This is a genomic window from Desulfovibrio subterraneus (assembly GCF_013340285.1).
Classification (GTDB): Bacteria; Desulfobacterota; Desulfovibrionia; order Desulfovibrionales; family Desulfovibrionaceae; genus Halodesulfovibrio; species Halodesulfovibrio subterraneus.
Genome location: NZ_BLVO01000016.1, coordinates 702,812 through 718,771, shown reverse-complemented (window position 1 = coordinate 718,771; position 15,960 = coordinate 702,812). Strand labels below are relative to the sequence as shown.

Here is a 15,960-nt window from a genome sequence, read left to right as displayed (position 1 = left end):
CTCCCTAGGCTATACGGGTAAACCCTGCTACTGCAGGAAGGCCTTCCAAGGATTCTTTCAATCGCCCTTCATCTAGAACCTTACGAAGAGAAGCGAACACGACATCAACAGCATTAAGGTAGTCCGAAACATCCTCTGCTGTATGAGCATACATTGCATAAAAGCTATCCGTTGCCAGAAATCCATTCTTCAACATTTCTTGAACAAAGAATGCCCTTGCATGAAGATTGTCAGCAAAATTAAATGAGAAATGTCCGACAGGATCAAGCCCAGAAACAGACAAATCCAGTCCGTGCTTCGCAGCAAGGCTGCTCCACCCGAGCTTCACTTCTTTACCCATTGCACAAAGATGATCTGCTACATTCAATTTTCTATGTTTCTTGATTGTGGCCAAGGCAGCGACAGGCCCAACCCGCTCCGTCCACATTGTCGAACTGATGAAGGACGTTTGCGAAGCCTCCATAACATCTTTCTTTCCAACAACTGCTGCAATAGGAAATCCATTACCCATAGCTTTAGAAAAAACTGCGATATCAGGAACCAGCCCCAACGTTAAATGCGCTCCACCGGAAACAAGACGGAATCCGGCCGAAATCTCATCAACAATCAAAACCGCCCCGGTATCTTTTGCAATAGACATAACGCCAGGCATAAACTCAGGCGTAGGGATAAAGTGGCGGATAGGCTCCATAACTATGGCAGCCAAATTATTGCCGTGCTTTTCAACAATAGCTCTGAGGGCATCTAAGTCATTATAAAAAAACGGAAAAGCAGTATCTTTCAGACCAGCAGGCACACCTCTAGGGTTCAATCCCGCCTGCAGCTGCCCTTTCAAACCATCTTTCTCGCCTAAATTAGCCGCCAGATACCAATCATGCCACCCGTGATACCCGCAGAATGCTACAACATCTTTTCCCGTGCGCGCTCTTGCGATCCTCACGGCCATGGCCATAGCCTCACCGCCACTACGAGCATAGCGCACCATCTCTGCCCATGGGTGAAGCTCGCAAAGCAACTCTGCAAGCTCAACTTCTTCATAGCAGTTTAAAGAAGAACTGGATCCCTTTTGAATGGCTCCAATAACAGCATCGTTCACATCCGGGTCGGCATAGCCTAAAATATTAGCCCCTACCCCCCCGATACTAAAATCACGATACACGTTGCCGTCTAAGTCCCAGACTTTAATTCCTTCAGCCTTTTCATAGTATGTTGGCCAAACCCCCATTGAAAACCGATCCGGGCGCTTTGAAAGGAGTTGAGTCATACCGGGAATACTTTTCTTCGCCCGCCCTTGATATTCTTGAGACTTGAAATTATTCATTTTTTCGGCCAATTGGATGGATTAAGGACCAACTCGTCCTGTTCTTTAAAAAGAAGATCAGCCTCTTCCATAAAACCTGAAGGCACTGCTGTTTTCCAGTATCCTATATTCTGCACGACCTGCTCTTCGGTTTCGGCACCAAAAAGAACAAATGCAGAGGAAAACTTATTCTTAAGATACGTTAAAGCTGCTGCTGCCGGAGCCAAACCATGTCGTCTACAAAACTCGATATACTCTTCAAGCATAGTAGCAGCATGCTGAACGCGCTGTGGCAATTGGTCAGGATTTAAACAAAGCACTCCTTGAAGGAGGGCTCCGCGAATAAACACCTGCTTCCCTTGCTCCTCAGCCATCTCAAAAACATACTGCTTCGAAAAACGGCGGTCAACTATGTTTGCTGGCAGCTGAATTTGCGTAATCAATTTATTTTTCAGAGCCTCAATGGCTCTCCGTGGCGTATATACCGACACACCAATACTGCGCGCCATACCGCTGTTACGGGCCTCTGCCAACGCTTCTCCCAGTCCACACGCCAGCAGATCGCAACCACTTTCATCGTGCAACATCACCCCGTAGAAAGACTTCACCTGACATCTTTGAAGAGACCGAGAGAGTTCAGCAAGAATGAGAGATGGAGACTCCCGAAAGAACCGGGGATGGAGTTTTGTGATTACGTTCGCACGGGCTTCTGCGCCAATACAATGCAGAGCATCACCGAGGACCAACTCGCTATCAGCATATGCCTGCGCTGTATCAAAAAAAGTAACACCATTTTCCCAGGCTTGGCGCACAATTCGTCTCGCCATATCCTGATCGGGCCTTCCTAGGCTATTAGCGACCCCATATGGCATTCCAAGCTGAGCTGTTCCAAGAACCAAACGAGAAGCGTTGAACAAAATAATACCACCAGCAAGTATGAAAACTGTTAAATCATAACAAGCGCCTGCACAACACGCTCAATGTCCGCAGCCTCCATCCCCGGCCATAGGGGAAGGGTCAGCACTTCACCATAAGCCTTCTCCGCAACAGGACAAAGCCCTTTAGCATAGCCCTTTTCAGCGTAGTACGGATGGAGATATACTGGGATATAGTGTACATTTACCCCAATCCCTTCAGTACGCAACCGAACGAACAAATCATTCCGATTCTCACATCTAACTACGTAGAGATGGTAAGCGTGCTGGATATTTCCACGTTGCAGGAGGGGCACAACACCTGTCCCCATAAAGGCGGCATCATACTGCTTTGCAAGTTCATTCCGCTTCTCAATCCACCGAGAAAGCTTAGAAAGCTGAGAGATTCCCAACGCGCATTGAATGTCGGTTATGCGGTAATTAAATCCAAGATCAACCATTTCATAATACCAGGAATGCGTCTTTTCTCTCTGCGCAGCATCTGATGTTATGCCATGGTTTCTGAAGGTTCGCATACGCGCTGCGAGGGCTGCATCGTCAGTAACAGCCATCCCCCCTTCTCCCGTTGTAACGTGCTTTACCGGATGAAAACTAAAAACACTGATATCAGCCAAAGACCCCACTGGCTCTCCATCTAATGCACCACCAATTGAGTGGCAGGCATCAGCAACCAAGGCAACGCCATATCTGTCAGCGAGACTCCTCAACGCCTTCCAATCGCAGGGATGCCCAGCATAATCGACCCCCACAATTGCTTTCGTCTTAGGAGTAATGCAGGCCTCTATTGCGTCTGGGTCAATCAAAAGATTATCTTCAAGCACATCAACGAATACGGGGCGCGCTCCGCAATAACAAACAGCGTTCGCAGTAGCGGCGAAGGTCATTGCAGGCACAACCACCTCATCACCAGGCCCGATGCCGAGGGCATGATATGCACAATGCAACGCAGCAGTTCCGCTATTAACAGCGACAGCATGCTCCACACCGGCAAGGGCAGCAACGGCCTCTTCAAACAATGCAACAGAGGGACCGGTAGTCAACCAATCTCCCTTTAACACCCCGACAACGGCTGCAATATCCTCATCATCAATGATGTGTCGGCCGTAGGGTAAATAATCTGTCATCATCTAACTCCAGACTAAATAGCAAACCCTTGCATACGCAGAACCGCCCTCAGATCATCAACAGAAAGCCAATCCGAATTCTCTCCAGACGAATAGGTGAAACCATCATCTACCGGAGCACCATCCGGCCCACGATATTTGAATGTTTCCGGCTTGATAACATAGTAATTACCAATATCCACCGTATGCCGGGAGTCTTCTGATGTAATCATAACCTCATGAATTTTTTCACCGGGGCGAATACCAACGATCTCTGTCTGGCAACCAGGAGCGATTGCTTCGGCAAGATCAGTAATTTTCATACTCGGAATCTTGGGAATAAGCACCTCGCCTCCACCGGCAAACTCAAACGAGGCAAGAACCATTTTCACACTCTCCTCGAGAGTTATCCAAAAACGGGTCATACGCGGGTCGGTAATCGGCAATACTTTTCCCTCGTCACGCTTCTGAATAAAAAAGGGAATAACGCTGCCACGACTCCCCATTACATTTCCATAGCGGACAACAGAAAACTTTGTATCAGAGGCTATAAAGGCATTGGCAGCAATAAACAATTTGTCTGAACAAAGTTTGGTAGCTCCATAAAGGTTCACAGGACTGACCGCTTTATCTGTTGAGAGGGCAACAACATGTTTCACCCCCACATCTGCGGCAACATTAACAATATTTTGAGCACCATAAACGTTAGTTTTTATGCATTCTGTGGGGTTATACTCTGCAGCAGGAACCTGCTTCAATGCCGCTGCATGTATGATATAATCAACACCTCTGAAAGCGCGATACAATCTTTCTTTATCGCGCACATCACCTATAAAATAGCGCAAGCAAGGATGATCAGCAGTGCTGAAATCTTGAGCCATTTCAAATTGTTTCAATTCATCCCGAGAGAAAATGATTATCCGTTCAGGGCTGTATCCAGACAACAAGGCTTTTACACACGCTTTACCAAACGATCCTGTCCCACCGGTAATTAATATTTTTTTTCCATTAAACATATATGATCCTTTTCAAATAATATCACAAATCCAGCCTGCTTCTAAGTCAAACTCGACAACCAAGCCCACCTGACAAAAGAGACTGAGACAAAGCCAAACCTCGCCTTCTCCAGTTGCAATGATTCACACGTTGAAATCAAAACCGCCTGAGAGGCGGCAAAATACTTAGAACAGGCTTGATAGAACAATACCAGCGAGACAAAGCAGATACAACCATTGCCAAGCCTTTCCGGTCCCAACACCTAAAATGAACTTACCGAAAAGATTTGCTAAATACACGGGCGACTAGCCCAAACATCAAGGGGTGTCAAGCAAGCCCGGGCCAAACCCAAACCACCAAAGCAAACCTGAAGCGGGCAGCTCCCTTGAATAAATTTAACTAAAGCCCTTCACCTCTTTTTTTGTTCAAAATCTATCCAACCACTTTCAAGAACTATGGAAACAACACAATCCTCTGCATCTTCGTCACATTCCGCAGACGCGCATACCACCAAACAAGAGGATGCACGCGCCCCGCTGGCAACGCTTCAATATAGCGAATGAAATCCACGCCACGGCCGCCCAAAGCATGCAGAATGCTGTCCACCTGAGTAGCAGTCAAAAAATTAAGCGTATCCAAGAAATCCACAGGTCGCCTGCGAAGCTTGAGATAGGCCTTGAGCGCAACCTTCGGCAAAAAGGTCGGCATAAGCATTTTATAATGATCTTCGTATGGATACCTATAATCCGGCAAGGCCATAAAGACTCTTCCTCCCTTTCTGCAAACTCGCACCATCTCAGATATCGCACGCTCAACACATTGAACATGTTCGAGCACCGTACTACATAATACTACGTCAAAAAAACCATCCTCCCACGGGAGGGCCTCAGCAACCCCCAATTGCACCTGCTCAGGAGCTCCTCCGGCAACACTGACACGATAACGGCACAGAGCCACTCCCTCCCCCCCAGGCTCCACACCATAAACCTGAGCCGTTCTGCGCAAAAGCGATCCGATCTCAGCACCTGTTCCCGACCCGACAACCAGAACCTTCTTATCTGTTAATTCTACCCCAGTAATTTGCTCAAATTTCAGGACAACCCTTTCACCAAACGAATTTTCTTCCTGTAAGCGTATCTGAACCCGTTTTTGCCAATCTGGAAGCCCCAACACGTTACAATAGTAATCATGATAATAGGCGGACAGACGTTCCTGAAACTCCTCAAAGGTATCGGGTATCGGCCGAACCTCTCCCTCTGCACGTACAGGCAGAACATCGTTGCCACAGCTCCTGCGCATCAACACACCAAACTTCCTTTTGATTCTCGCCAAAAAAATTCGCCACAACACGCGCAAAGCTACCCCACCGCTTTGAACTCGACTGGCAAGCTTAAGCCCAAAGCCCATCTGCTTCTGCCTCGATATCTGCGCCTGACTGCAACAAAACTCCAAATAAGAATCGGAAACAGCCCCTAAACTGGGCAAATCAAAGCGTGACGTAAAGCTCTCGTACTCTGCACAAATCTTATCAAGCAGTTCAGGGAGCGCTTCAACATTGTCAAACAGCAATCCTCCAGACCGCACAAGCTCGGGATGTCCTCCGTCATTAAAAGCAACCACAGGCAACCCACAATGCCTCGCTTCGACCAAAGAATTGGAGCATGGGTCGTGCCGGGAAGCAGTTATATAGATATCCGAACTGCGAAGCAAATCGCCGAGGGCTTCACTGTTCAAGGGTTGAACGTGTTTAATATTTGAAAATTCTACAGGTGCATTACCTACAAAAGTCATGGAATAACGCTTAAAATCTAAATTATCATCAAGCCATTGATATACATCAAACCCCTTACGAACATTGGCCGACCAACTTGTAGCAATAATATGACAGGGGCGAGATGGAGTAGTCTGCTTTTTCCGATAAAATTTGGCAGGATCTGGCGCGTTGACGATAACGGTTTCAGCCCAATCACCGCACATCCCCAATTTCATATGCTGCCTTCGGCTCCATTCCGATTGAAAAACCACACCGTTAAACCACTTTCGAGCAAGCAGGTGAAACGCCTTATCGTAATCTTTGTCCTGCCCTCGTGTGCAATAGATCGGACCATCCACCCTCATTACCATAGGAACATCAGGATATCGGAGGCGAAGCGCCAACAACTTATAAAGACAATGGTCTAAATTGCCTGGTGATGCGTTAAAAAGAAACACGTCCGCGCACCGAGCAGATATTGCCAATCCCCCTCTCTCCGCCAAGGCTCCCGCCAGAGCTTTTATAAACTGAGCCCCGCCACCCCAAGGGCCCTCTACACCTGGACTTACGATAAAAACTTTAGCCTGTGATCCCTGCACAATTTCACCTAAAACTTAGAACGCACACGGTTATAGACAGCACCAACAAAGGCACTTACCTTTGCCACGGAAGAGTGACTTAATACACTTTGGACCAGCATTCTCCAAACACCGGGGCCACTACCATCACAACAGCCTCCACCGAGCATAAAATCTATTCTGCTCATGGCTTCATGCTTTGATAACGCCGAGTGCCCAGACGCATCAGCACCTGCCCCAATTATCTCAACATGAATATTATCGGATGAGAATGGAAGATTATACAACTGAGATAAGAATGGGAGCAAATGCTCTTTCAAATGCAGCTGGTCAGATTCTTTCTGCACTATATAGCATCGAGGAACATTTTGTTTTTCAACAAACATATCTATGACATTAATTCTATGAACAATATTGCTTGGGTAAACATTTTCTTCAAAATTTATATTAAAGATATTACCTAGAAGCAATCGAGACGGCTTGAACTTACGCAGGTCAAGCTGTGGCACTTCAGCGATAGCCAATGCTCCTTCAATGCATGATGCAGCCCTAAGCGCTGTAAACCCACCCATCGATGAACCGTAAAACAACAATTTCCCATTCATACCATTTACGGTTCGAATTTTCTGGATAATACGAATAAGTCCATCCAGCGCATCACAATCTGCTCGCCCCAAGTGCCAACCACTACGCACATCGGGGTAATCAAGCATGGTTGGATCACTGACACAAACCGTACTATACGGCAAATCACACCAGGCGTTGCGGGTAAACTCAGGTCGTGAAGAATAAATCGCCTTCCGCTTCGAATTCCAACTTGGCAAAAAAACGATTAGGTTTATATCTTTTTTCAAAAACAAAAGCTCATGTTTAAGCCCATCTTCAACAACACTGAAATGGTGCCTCACCCCAGCGTCTAATTCTGGAATACAATCAACATTCTCAATCTGCATCATTACCTGAAACCGTATCGTTTCTATCAACATTCAAAAGGATGTCTGCATTCGGGTTGCAATTAAGAACAATCACACCGTCAACACTTGCGACTTCTCCCATCACCGCTCGCACCTCTTCAAAGAACTTCTTAACAGCATCATCACGCATCGCTGCGTATTTAGCAGGATCAACGTTTCTCCAGTATGCTCTGTTTGGATTTTTGCAGAACCGGCAGATACTGTTTATTGCGCCACCAGCGTTTACAGTTCTCCTTAAATACTTAAGCACTGAAGAATTCCAAATCTTTGAAAATACAACATCATCACCAAGATTAATCTTGCTGTAATCAATCTTAAACAGCTCAATTCTGTTACACACCCCGACATAGTGACAATCTGCAGCATCCAGAACGGGGTTAAAATGCATACTTTTCCATGGAGCATCGCAAACACACTCCAAACCATCACCTTCAATCAACTGAGACTCTTTCCAATAGTCAGGAGCAGCAGGAGCGAGACGAACACTCACTCCCTTGGCAAACGTGTAAATCTCATCAAGCACTCGGTTGCCAACATCCGGCTCCTTATCATAAGCCACATCGTAGCAATCAAGAGCATTTCTCCCGCCATAATACTTATTCACAATGACAGCAGAAACCCCCAACTCTCTTGCTGAAACAGCTATTTTTTCATGATCATTAGCGTTCAGCTTATGAAGTGCGTAATTAAAATTGACAACAGGCAGTTTCGACCCTGTCTTAGCCTTCAAATCTTTCAAATAACTCAAGTTGGCATCAACTCTGTTCTTGTTGCCTGTCATTAAGAACTTATAATTTTTATCTGTCCCAGCATGGTATGAAACAAGAATTTCATCAAAACCGATATCTACCAAGACATCTGACAACTCCGGAGTCAGCAGAGAAGCATTTGTATTAACCATCAATCGGGTTCCATTGCGCTTCAATTCACGACAAATTTCCCCGAAATCCTTACACAACAAAGGCTCTTCTGAGCCTCCAAAAAAAGAAAGGGCATACGCCCTGGAGAGAAAAGTACGCCATTCCCGAACCCTCTCCATAGTCAATTCATTTTTCGCTCTTTTGGGATACAGCTTGTTATCTTTGTGGATTTCACAAAACAAACACCTGTAATTGCACACAGAAACAGGAGCGATACGGACATGGGTTGGATAAGACGATACCTCCTCAACTCCCTGGGAGCATTCGTACCCATTCAAAAAAACATTCTTAATACGTGAAAATCGCCCAAAATCAGGAACTAACAACCCAATAACTTTAGATAAAGGAGTTTTCAACACGTTGCGCAGTAAATCTTTTACTATTCTTAACACTAGTCCACCTCGATACCTTCAAAAAAGTCTAACCATAACTCTGTCTGGCTGGCATATGTATTGAGACCAGCTGTATGAATACCAGATTCTACCATTTGCTTGCGCAACGCAACATCCCCAATCCCTTTGTAACACAAGGAACTTAATTCCTCAGGCGAAAAACCTGTCGACAAAAGCCCATTCACTTCCGGACAGATCAGTTCAACAGCCTGCCCAACAGGGGTTGAAACCAAAGGTACCCCCGACGCCATACTCTCAAGCACCGCCTTGGGCCCCCCCTCCTCTCTTGAAGAGACAAGATACAAATCCAAAGCGTTATACAACTCCGGCAGATCATGATAACGATCAAGACACAAGTGGGTATGCGGTATTCCCGAAGCCGACAAACCAGCTTTAACAAACCCTCGGGCGGGGCCTGTCAACAAGACATGCAACTCCGGCACTAAGCCTTTCAGCATCCTCATCGTATCAACGAAGATATCGGGCCCTTTTATAAGCTTGGGCTCCGTGCCATCGCCCCATCCCTGACCATCTTTTTGAAACGAACCAACGACAATTGCACTCTCTGGAATACCCAGCTTACACCGAATCTCTTTTTTCCGGCCATCGGAAACCGGAGAGAAATGCTTATCATCAACTCCGATATAAATTTTCCGGAGTTTCCATTGAGGAACTCCAGCCTCTAAAAGATAATCCCCCATACGCTGATGGGTATATTGGATTCGCCCTATTCTCTGATGATACTTTTCCAGCGATGCAAAACACCCATCACTTTCATTGCATCCAGTCCCTGGATATCCATGATAATATGCCATTGTCACAGTATTCATTCCGTGCAATCGCAACCGAGGCTTTAGCAATATATATTTATTGACATAAAAAATAGTCTGCCGCAACAAACCGATATCGAAACAAACTTCAGATCTAAGTCCTGCGTCTATCAATATTTTATGCACATAATGAACATCCCAAAACAAAGACCAGTTATCAACTTCCTTTGATAAAAAAATTGTAGACTTTGGGATTAAAAATGCGGACCTAACTACGTTAGAAAATACATTATAAAACTTACTACAGCTCATTAAACACCAGCCTTGGCCCTTCTTAGGATCTGAGCTTCCATTTCCAAAATATTTTGAAACGAGAAGCATGAAACAACATACTGTGAAGCGGCCTCTCCCAAAAGACCATCCCTCACACCAACAGCGCGGACAAGCGCATCCCGCACAGAGTCAAGCCCCACAGAAGGCGCTAGAATTCCCGTCACCCCATCAGTGACAACTTCCCTGATGCCTTCCACATCGGTACCGACACATAAACACCCGCAAGCCATAGCCTCCAGCAATGCTTTGGGCATTCCTTCGTAATGTGAAACCAACGCAAAATATCGATATTTCCTCATTACGTCGGGTAAGTCTGAATTAGACACCCTGCCCAGATAACGAACATCTGCCTGAAGCCCACTTACAACGCGCCGAAGATTTGCCTCTTCTTCACCCTGCCCCACCAGATCAAGAGGGAGGCCAACCTGATGCGCAGCCCTAATCAGCACTTCAAGATTCTTCTGGGCAGTCAACCGGCCAACAAACAACACCCGCTCTTCTCGTTCCACGGCAGAAGCTGGGTTGAACAAGTTGGTATCAATGTAGTTTGGTAATAAGAAGATACGATCGCCAAGCCCGGCATGCCTGGCCTGAAGTATGGCCAGATCCGCTTTACTACTCACAGCAGCCACAGTGGAGGCACGATACATCAAACGTTCACACAAACGTGCAAAACCACGTCGGACGGCACTTTTCCAACCAGTTCCCCGCTCAAACAGCGACCAGGTATACCCCGTACGAACGTAGAGGGGCTTATGATGCAACCAGCTGGCAATGGCCGCTGACCACGCCCCGTCCATTTGATTCGTTTTGACTACATCAGCCAGCCTGATAACGGCAGAGAAAAAAAACGGAGCCAGAACACTCCAAACCCACTTCCCAAGTTTGGACTCAAACACGCGCGGCATGGAGAGTACTGCAATATTCTCGAGAATTCGCCCCTGCGCAACCAGCTCGTTGTACACTTCCGCATCATTCGAGCCATAAGTCACCCACCAGATCCTGCTGCACCTCCCCGATGCCAGCAAGCCTTCATACAGCAGCTTTTCTCTGTCAAAAAGGCCTTGGGCAACCCACTGACGCAACGACATGCCACGTGTAAAAAAAAGGACCAGCTTCATCGATTGCCATCCAATCGACCAGAGTCACAAGCCTCACCAATCCGAGGATGGTAATAACCACAATTCGGACCAGCCCCTGCCAGCTCGCCTTCAAACAACCGGACCGGATATCCAGTATTATCAAATGAACCCAATGCCCTCACAACTCTGCACTCCTTCATATTTGCCGCGATCCGAGCTTCAAAGCACATCAGGACACACATTAATACCTGTTCAAATCATATACATTTACGAGACTACGCGAGGATGGCGCACAACACGGCTCTATCCGATGAAAAACACCCAATAACTCAATAGCTCACCGCATCATTCAGGCAGCACAAACTCCGCATTCACACACTCAACACCTGACATTTAATTTATTCCATGCACAGCGAGGATATTCAGCACAATTGAACAGCAGCCTCAACACAGCCTTATCCGCCTAATTTTTCATACAATCATAGCAAGTTACACCATAATCACAATGTGCTAGCTTTTGACACCATCTGGCGTGCACTTTTCAAAACAGTGCGAGCAAAGCCATGCAGCTTGAGAGGTGCAACTATAAATAGAAGGTCTTTGACTCCCCAAGCAATCATAGGAAAAGAGACATCCCGCCAGCTTAAATGATTATACTTTGCTCTTAATGCAAAACAGCGCTGCCTTCGAGCCTTACGCACAGAGATCATTCCCGGAGATTCACGCCTCAGGCAAAGCACTTTTTCAAGATTATCAATGCCGCAATATTTCTTCAGACGAAGCCATAATTCATAGTCCTGCGCGCAATCAAATACATCATCATATACACCATGCTTAACAAGAAGACTTCTTCGCATTAGTACAGAGGAGTGAACAACGGGGTTATAACAGGCAAGAGCCCTCGCAACAGCAAGAGTTCCCGACACAACGGAAGCCCCTTCTACCACCGCCCCTTCCCGCGTCAGTGTTGCCGCAGCCGAGCCAAGAACTCCCAACGACATGTTATCGTCCATGACACACAGCTGTGCGCACAGTTTATCCGGGAACCAAACATCATCGGCATCCTGGCGCGCAACATACTCACCCTTTGCCAACAATAACAATCTATTAAGCGATTTAGTTAGTCCAATATTGCTCTGTCGATAAATAGAAATCCGAGCATCTTTCGCTGCACACTGCACCAACAAATTCCACGTTTCATCCGTTGACCCGTCGTCAGCTATTAAAAACTCAAAATCCTCATACTGTTGAGACAAAACAGACTGAATGGCCTCGACAAGTGTCTCCTGACCATTATGGACAGCCATAAGAACAGACACTCTAGGCTGCCCACCGGCCTCGTTCTGGACAAATTTTTCAAAGGCCCCATAACAATCATTCAGTAAACAGGACTGCATCAATTTCTACCCGATGTATGTTCCAACAGAAGATCATTGCCATCCGAAAAAGAGTCGGCATTGCATGCAAACCCGCTAAAATCAACGAAAACCATATCGCTAACCATCTGCTATCAAAGAATATTTCCAATAAAATCACATTAGCACGATTTTCTCCCAAACACCACCCTTGTGCCGGAGCGCATACTGATGGGGAAATCCAAATACAACCAGACTGTTTATCACCCTTTCCATAGTTCTCAGGTCTAAATATCCACATAGAGTGATATTATAGCAAAGCAGGCTCCTGCCGCTTAACCGGCAGGAGCCTGCTATAAAACGATTAACTACAAATTAAAATACGCTTCTTTTCCCCTTGGCAAGCACAAGGTCATCCGACCACTGGCCAACCAGTTCGCCTTCGATGGTATACATCTTGAGCATCAGCGTATAGTTGGCCAGCTTTTCTCCGGTTGAGGAATTACCCTGTTCAGTGGAGGTTATGGTGTTCTTCATCACGTAGTCAAAAGACGTGGAAGATGCATCCATCACGCGCATTACGCCTGATGCCATGAGCATTTCCTGAATACGGTCGTGAATGTCTGCAATGCGCAGATTCTCATCCATCGTGTTGTTAAGCAGGTGGCCGACAACCACTTTGGGACGCTTGCCTTCCCAGGAAGAAATCAGCGGGGAACGCAGCATCTTGTCCGTCACCTTTTCCGCGAACTGCACAAAGTCAGTGCCGGTCAGCTTGGTGTCGTGGTGAGTGCGTTCGCTGCTGTCCACGATTCCTACATTCCCCTGTCCTCCGAAAGAGTTGCCCAGAGAAGAAGTACAACCCGCAAGGGCAATCAGGGCCGCGCACAAGAGAATCAGTCTGAAATACTGCATTGTTACTTCCTCACAGGGGCTTCAAGGGATTCATTGGGAAAACGCACTGCAACGGTCATGTGATAGGCATTGTTCGCCTTGCCCGTGGACGAAATCTGCTCGGACATATGCGGCATGAGCGTGATATGGTGCCAGACATGGGGGACATCAATAGGGAAGCCCTGCTCATCCTGCCACGTTACCATGTATTCAAGAGACAGCCGTTCATCACTGATGTTCTGGATGACTGCTGCGCCTTGCGTGAAGTTCCCCACTCTTCTGAAGCGCGGATTCTCCAGCATGACGTTGCCGAGAAGAACTTCAGAAGCGATGATGAATTTGGTTCTGTCGCCAATTTCAACGGTATTGTCCGTAGCCCCGACTACCGCACCTGCATCAGAGGTGACGCGTTTGCCGGTGTAGACACTGGTGCATGCTCCGAGAGAAAGAGAGAGCATGAGACACAGAAAGAATGTTAACAGAGTATTTCGCATAATTGCTCCTCTTGGGATTACAGCCAGGACCCCTTGCTCACATGAGCAGTGAGGTTCTCATTCATGCTTCGCGCATACACAATGCACGGACCATTGGCAGGAAGGTTGATGGTAACGGTGTTCAACACCTTGTTCTTGGCGTTGCGGGTACGAAGGGTAAGCGAGCTGACATTTTCCGGCAGCATCAACCGCTGCACGCTGATGGTGCAGGGCATGGTCAGCCACGAGCGGGAGTCCGGCTTTGACATGGCGTCGTGCAGCGCCCCTGCAATTTCGCCGAATCCGCCTGCAGCATTGGACAGCATCTGACGCTCGAAATAGGAACGCAGAATGTTGGTGAATATCTTTGCAGAATTCATAGGCAGAGCATCTGCCTCATAGCGCAGTGCCAATGCCTCAAGATCCGCCAGCAACTCAAGCCGCGTATTGGTCTTGCCGTACGCAACCTCTGCAAATGCAACGTCCGACGGAACGGACTTGTACACGGCGGATTTGACAATGACCGGCAGAGAAGAAATGGGAATGCCCGTTGTCTGAATGGTCTTTTCCGGACCAAAACCGTCCGCCACGATCACATGCACAAGACGGCCTTTCGGGCTCTTGTCCATATCCTTTGCGGCTTTTGCCAGCACGGAACATTTGGGCTGCAGTTGAGCTGCCTTTTCGTATGCGATTTTCGCTGCGCTCCGCTGGCCGGAATCTTCATACCCGTCAATCTCAAGAATGGCGGCATTCAGATAATCACCAAAAGGATTCACAAAAGCGCTGGGAACAGTTTTGGCCCGCTTCACCTGTGACGCCGAATTCAGGAGCAGCACCTTGGAGAAATCGAGCTTGGCAAAATCCACCCCCTGCGCCTTCTTGTCTCCCTGCTGCGTTCCGTTTCCGGCAACGTTCTGCGCCTCAATTTCCTTAGCCTGCTTCTCGACGGCTTCCTGCTTTTCCTTTTCCAGCTTGGCCTGAGCCTCTTCTATCTGCTTGGCAAACGCCTCACGCTCCTGCCCCTGAATCTCGATGGCACGGCGAGTCACGTTATAGGCCTTGCGCTCCCCGTTCATCAGATAGGCAAGCGCCTTGTAGTTGAGCATCAGGACTTTTTCAAAACCCGGCCCGTCGTAAGGAGTTACCTCTTCAAAGCCGACCATGGTTGCCAGGCCGGAAAAACATCCCATGGCAAAGCTTCCGGAAGAGGAACGGTTTTCCCTGTCAGTCAAGGTCTGCTCAGCCCCGGAGAAATACGCCACGGATTCATTGTAGCGAGACATTTCGAACTCAAGATAGCCACGCTCAATGGCAGGGAGCAGATCCATTTCATTGGCATGTTCCGGAATATCCGCCAGATTGTCTTCTGCGCCATACCGTTCATCAAGCTCGGCTGCCACATCGTCATATTTACCCAGGGCAAAGTTACCGCGGACACTGGCATTCTTTTCAGCATAAGAGGTCAGCACCTCCTGCACCTTCGCCACATTGTCCGGGCCTGCCTTCTGCTCGGGAACGGACCGGCTGTCCACATTGATAACGAGGTTCTTGTGGAAGACATATCCGGTGGTTTCACCATAGCTGACTTTATAATATTTCCCTTCGCGGCCAAGCACCTCACCGCAGGCCTCCTGCCCGGTCACACCAAGCACTGCTGTTTTATGCGATGCTTCCTTGTAGAGCTTTTTACCGGCAAGAAGAGAGGTGGAGTAGCTTTCTCCCGGGCTCAGATTGACCCCAAGCAGGGAGCGGTAGACAAAGCCCTCGCCCTGCTCCGTTTTGATCACATACCAATCGCCGGATTGGCCGGTCAGCAAAACCTGCTGATCCTGCGCCAGCCGAAAGACAACCGGACTCTTGGTGCTTGCCTGCTTTCTGACATTGCATGCCTCGAAAGCCGTGGCGCTGGCATCCGGCACAACGACAGCGGGTTTTTCTTCCACCTGCTTCGTGGAGGTCGAATTCGTCATCAGCGGCACCATTGCCAGATTGCCGTTCTTATCAACACATCCGCCCAGCAGCATACTGACCGAAAACAAACAGCACACAACGAGCACAAAAACATGCGGCACAGGCCGTGCCCGCAACGTCGATTTCAT

13 protein-coding genes are annotated in these 15,960 nt (G+C 47.7%); all 13 read right to left on the bottom strand.

Annotated features, from left to right (window positions below):
- Positions 1-4: 4 nt before the first annotated feature.
- The 13 genes from HUV30_RS17405 to HUV30_RS17345 all read right to left on the bottom strand — a co-directional run bounded on the left by HUV30_RS17405 (position 5) and on the right by HUV30_RS17345 (position 15,831).
- Entirely contained in the window at positions 5-1,321 is a 1,317-nt protein-coding gene (locus HUV30_RS17405; RefSeq protein WP_174406768.1) for an aminotransferase class III-fold pyridoxal phosphate-dependent enzyme, read from the bottom strand.
- Entirely contained in the window at positions 1,318-2,199 is an 882-nt protein-coding gene (locus tag HUV30_RS17400; RefSeq protein ID WP_276512329.1) for an aldo/keto reductase, read from the bottom strand. The genes HUV30_RS17405 and HUV30_RS17400 overlap by 4 nt, the downstream gene beginning before the upstream one ends.
- A 47-nt stretch (positions 2,200-2,246) precedes the next feature.
- Positions 2,247-3,359 (bottom strand): UDP-4-amino-4,6-dideoxy-N-acetyl-beta-L-altrosamine transaminase, encoded by a 1,113-nt coding sequence (gene pseC / locus HUV30_RS17395; protein WP_174406960.1) that lies wholly within the window; start codon positions 3,357-3,359, stop codon positions 2,247-2,249.
- A 14-nt stretch (positions 3,360-3,373) separates the two neighbouring features.
- Entirely contained in the window at positions 3,374-4,354 is a 981-nt protein-coding gene (gene pseB, locus HUV30_RS17390; protein WP_174406766.1) for a UDP-N-acetylglucosamine 4,6-dehydratase (inverting), read from the bottom strand.
- Positions 4,355-4,787: 433 nt separating this feature from the next.
- Positions 4,788-6,572: a methyltransferase domain-containing protein gene (locus HUV30_RS17385; protein WP_174406765.1), complete on the bottom strand. Its 1,785-nt coding sequence runs from the start codon at positions 6,570-6,572 to the stop codon at positions 4,788-4,790.
- Positions 6,573-6,694: 122 nt separating this feature from the next.
- Positions 6,695-7,621, bottom strand: a complete 927-nt coding sequence (locus HUV30_RS17380; RefSeq protein WP_174406764.1) for a hypothetical protein — start codon at positions 7,619-7,621, stop codon at positions 6,695-6,697.
- Complete coding sequence (locus HUV30_RS17375) at positions 7,608-8,951, bottom strand: radical SAM/SPASM domain-containing protein (protein ID WP_174406763.1); 1,344 nt, start codon at positions 8,949-8,951, stop codon at positions 7,608-7,610. The genes HUV30_RS17380 and HUV30_RS17375 overlap by 14 nt, the downstream gene beginning before the upstream one ends.
- The gene (locus HUV30_RS17370) at positions 8,951-10,102 is read right to left on the bottom strand and encodes a glycosyltransferase family 4 protein (protein WP_205245250.1); all 1,152 of its coding nucleotides are present in this window, start codon (positions 10,100-10,102) and stop codon (positions 8,951-8,953) included. The genes HUV30_RS17375 and HUV30_RS17370 overlap by 1 nt, the downstream gene beginning before the upstream one ends.
- Positions 10,033-11,175, bottom strand: a complete 1,143-nt coding sequence (locus tag HUV30_RS17365) for a glycosyltransferase family 4 protein (protein ID WP_174406762.1) — start codon at positions 11,173-11,175, stop codon at positions 10,033-10,035. Before HUV30_RS17365 ends, HUV30_RS17370 begins: the two co-directional genes overlap by 70 nt.
- A gap of 461 nt (positions 11,176-11,636) precedes the next feature.
- Positions 11,637-12,455 carry a glycosyltransferase family 2 protein gene (locus HUV30_RS17360; RefSeq protein ID WP_174406761.1) on the bottom strand — a complete coding sequence of 273 codons (819 nt, stop codon included), beginning with the start codon at positions 12,453-12,455 and terminating at the stop codon, positions 11,637-11,639.
- A gap of 411 nt (positions 12,456-12,866) precedes the next feature.
- A complete protein-coding gene (locus tag HUV30_RS17355) occupies positions 12,867-13,406 on the bottom strand; it encodes an LpoB-related protein (protein WP_174406760.1) in 540 nt (179 codons plus the stop codon).
- A gap of 2 nt (positions 13,407-13,408) precedes the next feature.
- Positions 13,409-13,879 carry a DUF1425 domain-containing protein gene (locus tag HUV30_RS17350; protein ID WP_174406759.1) on the bottom strand — a complete coding sequence of 157 codons (471 nt, stop codon included), beginning with the start codon at positions 13,877-13,879 and terminating at the stop codon, positions 13,409-13,411.
- Between the two features lie 17 nt (positions 13,880-13,896).
- The gene (locus tag HUV30_RS17345; protein ID WP_174406758.1) at positions 13,897-15,831 is read right to left on the bottom strand and encodes an SH3 domain-containing protein; all 1,935 of its coding nucleotides are present in this window, start codon (positions 15,829-15,831) and stop codon (positions 13,897-13,899) included.
- Positions 15,832-15,960 lie beyond the last annotated feature (129 nt).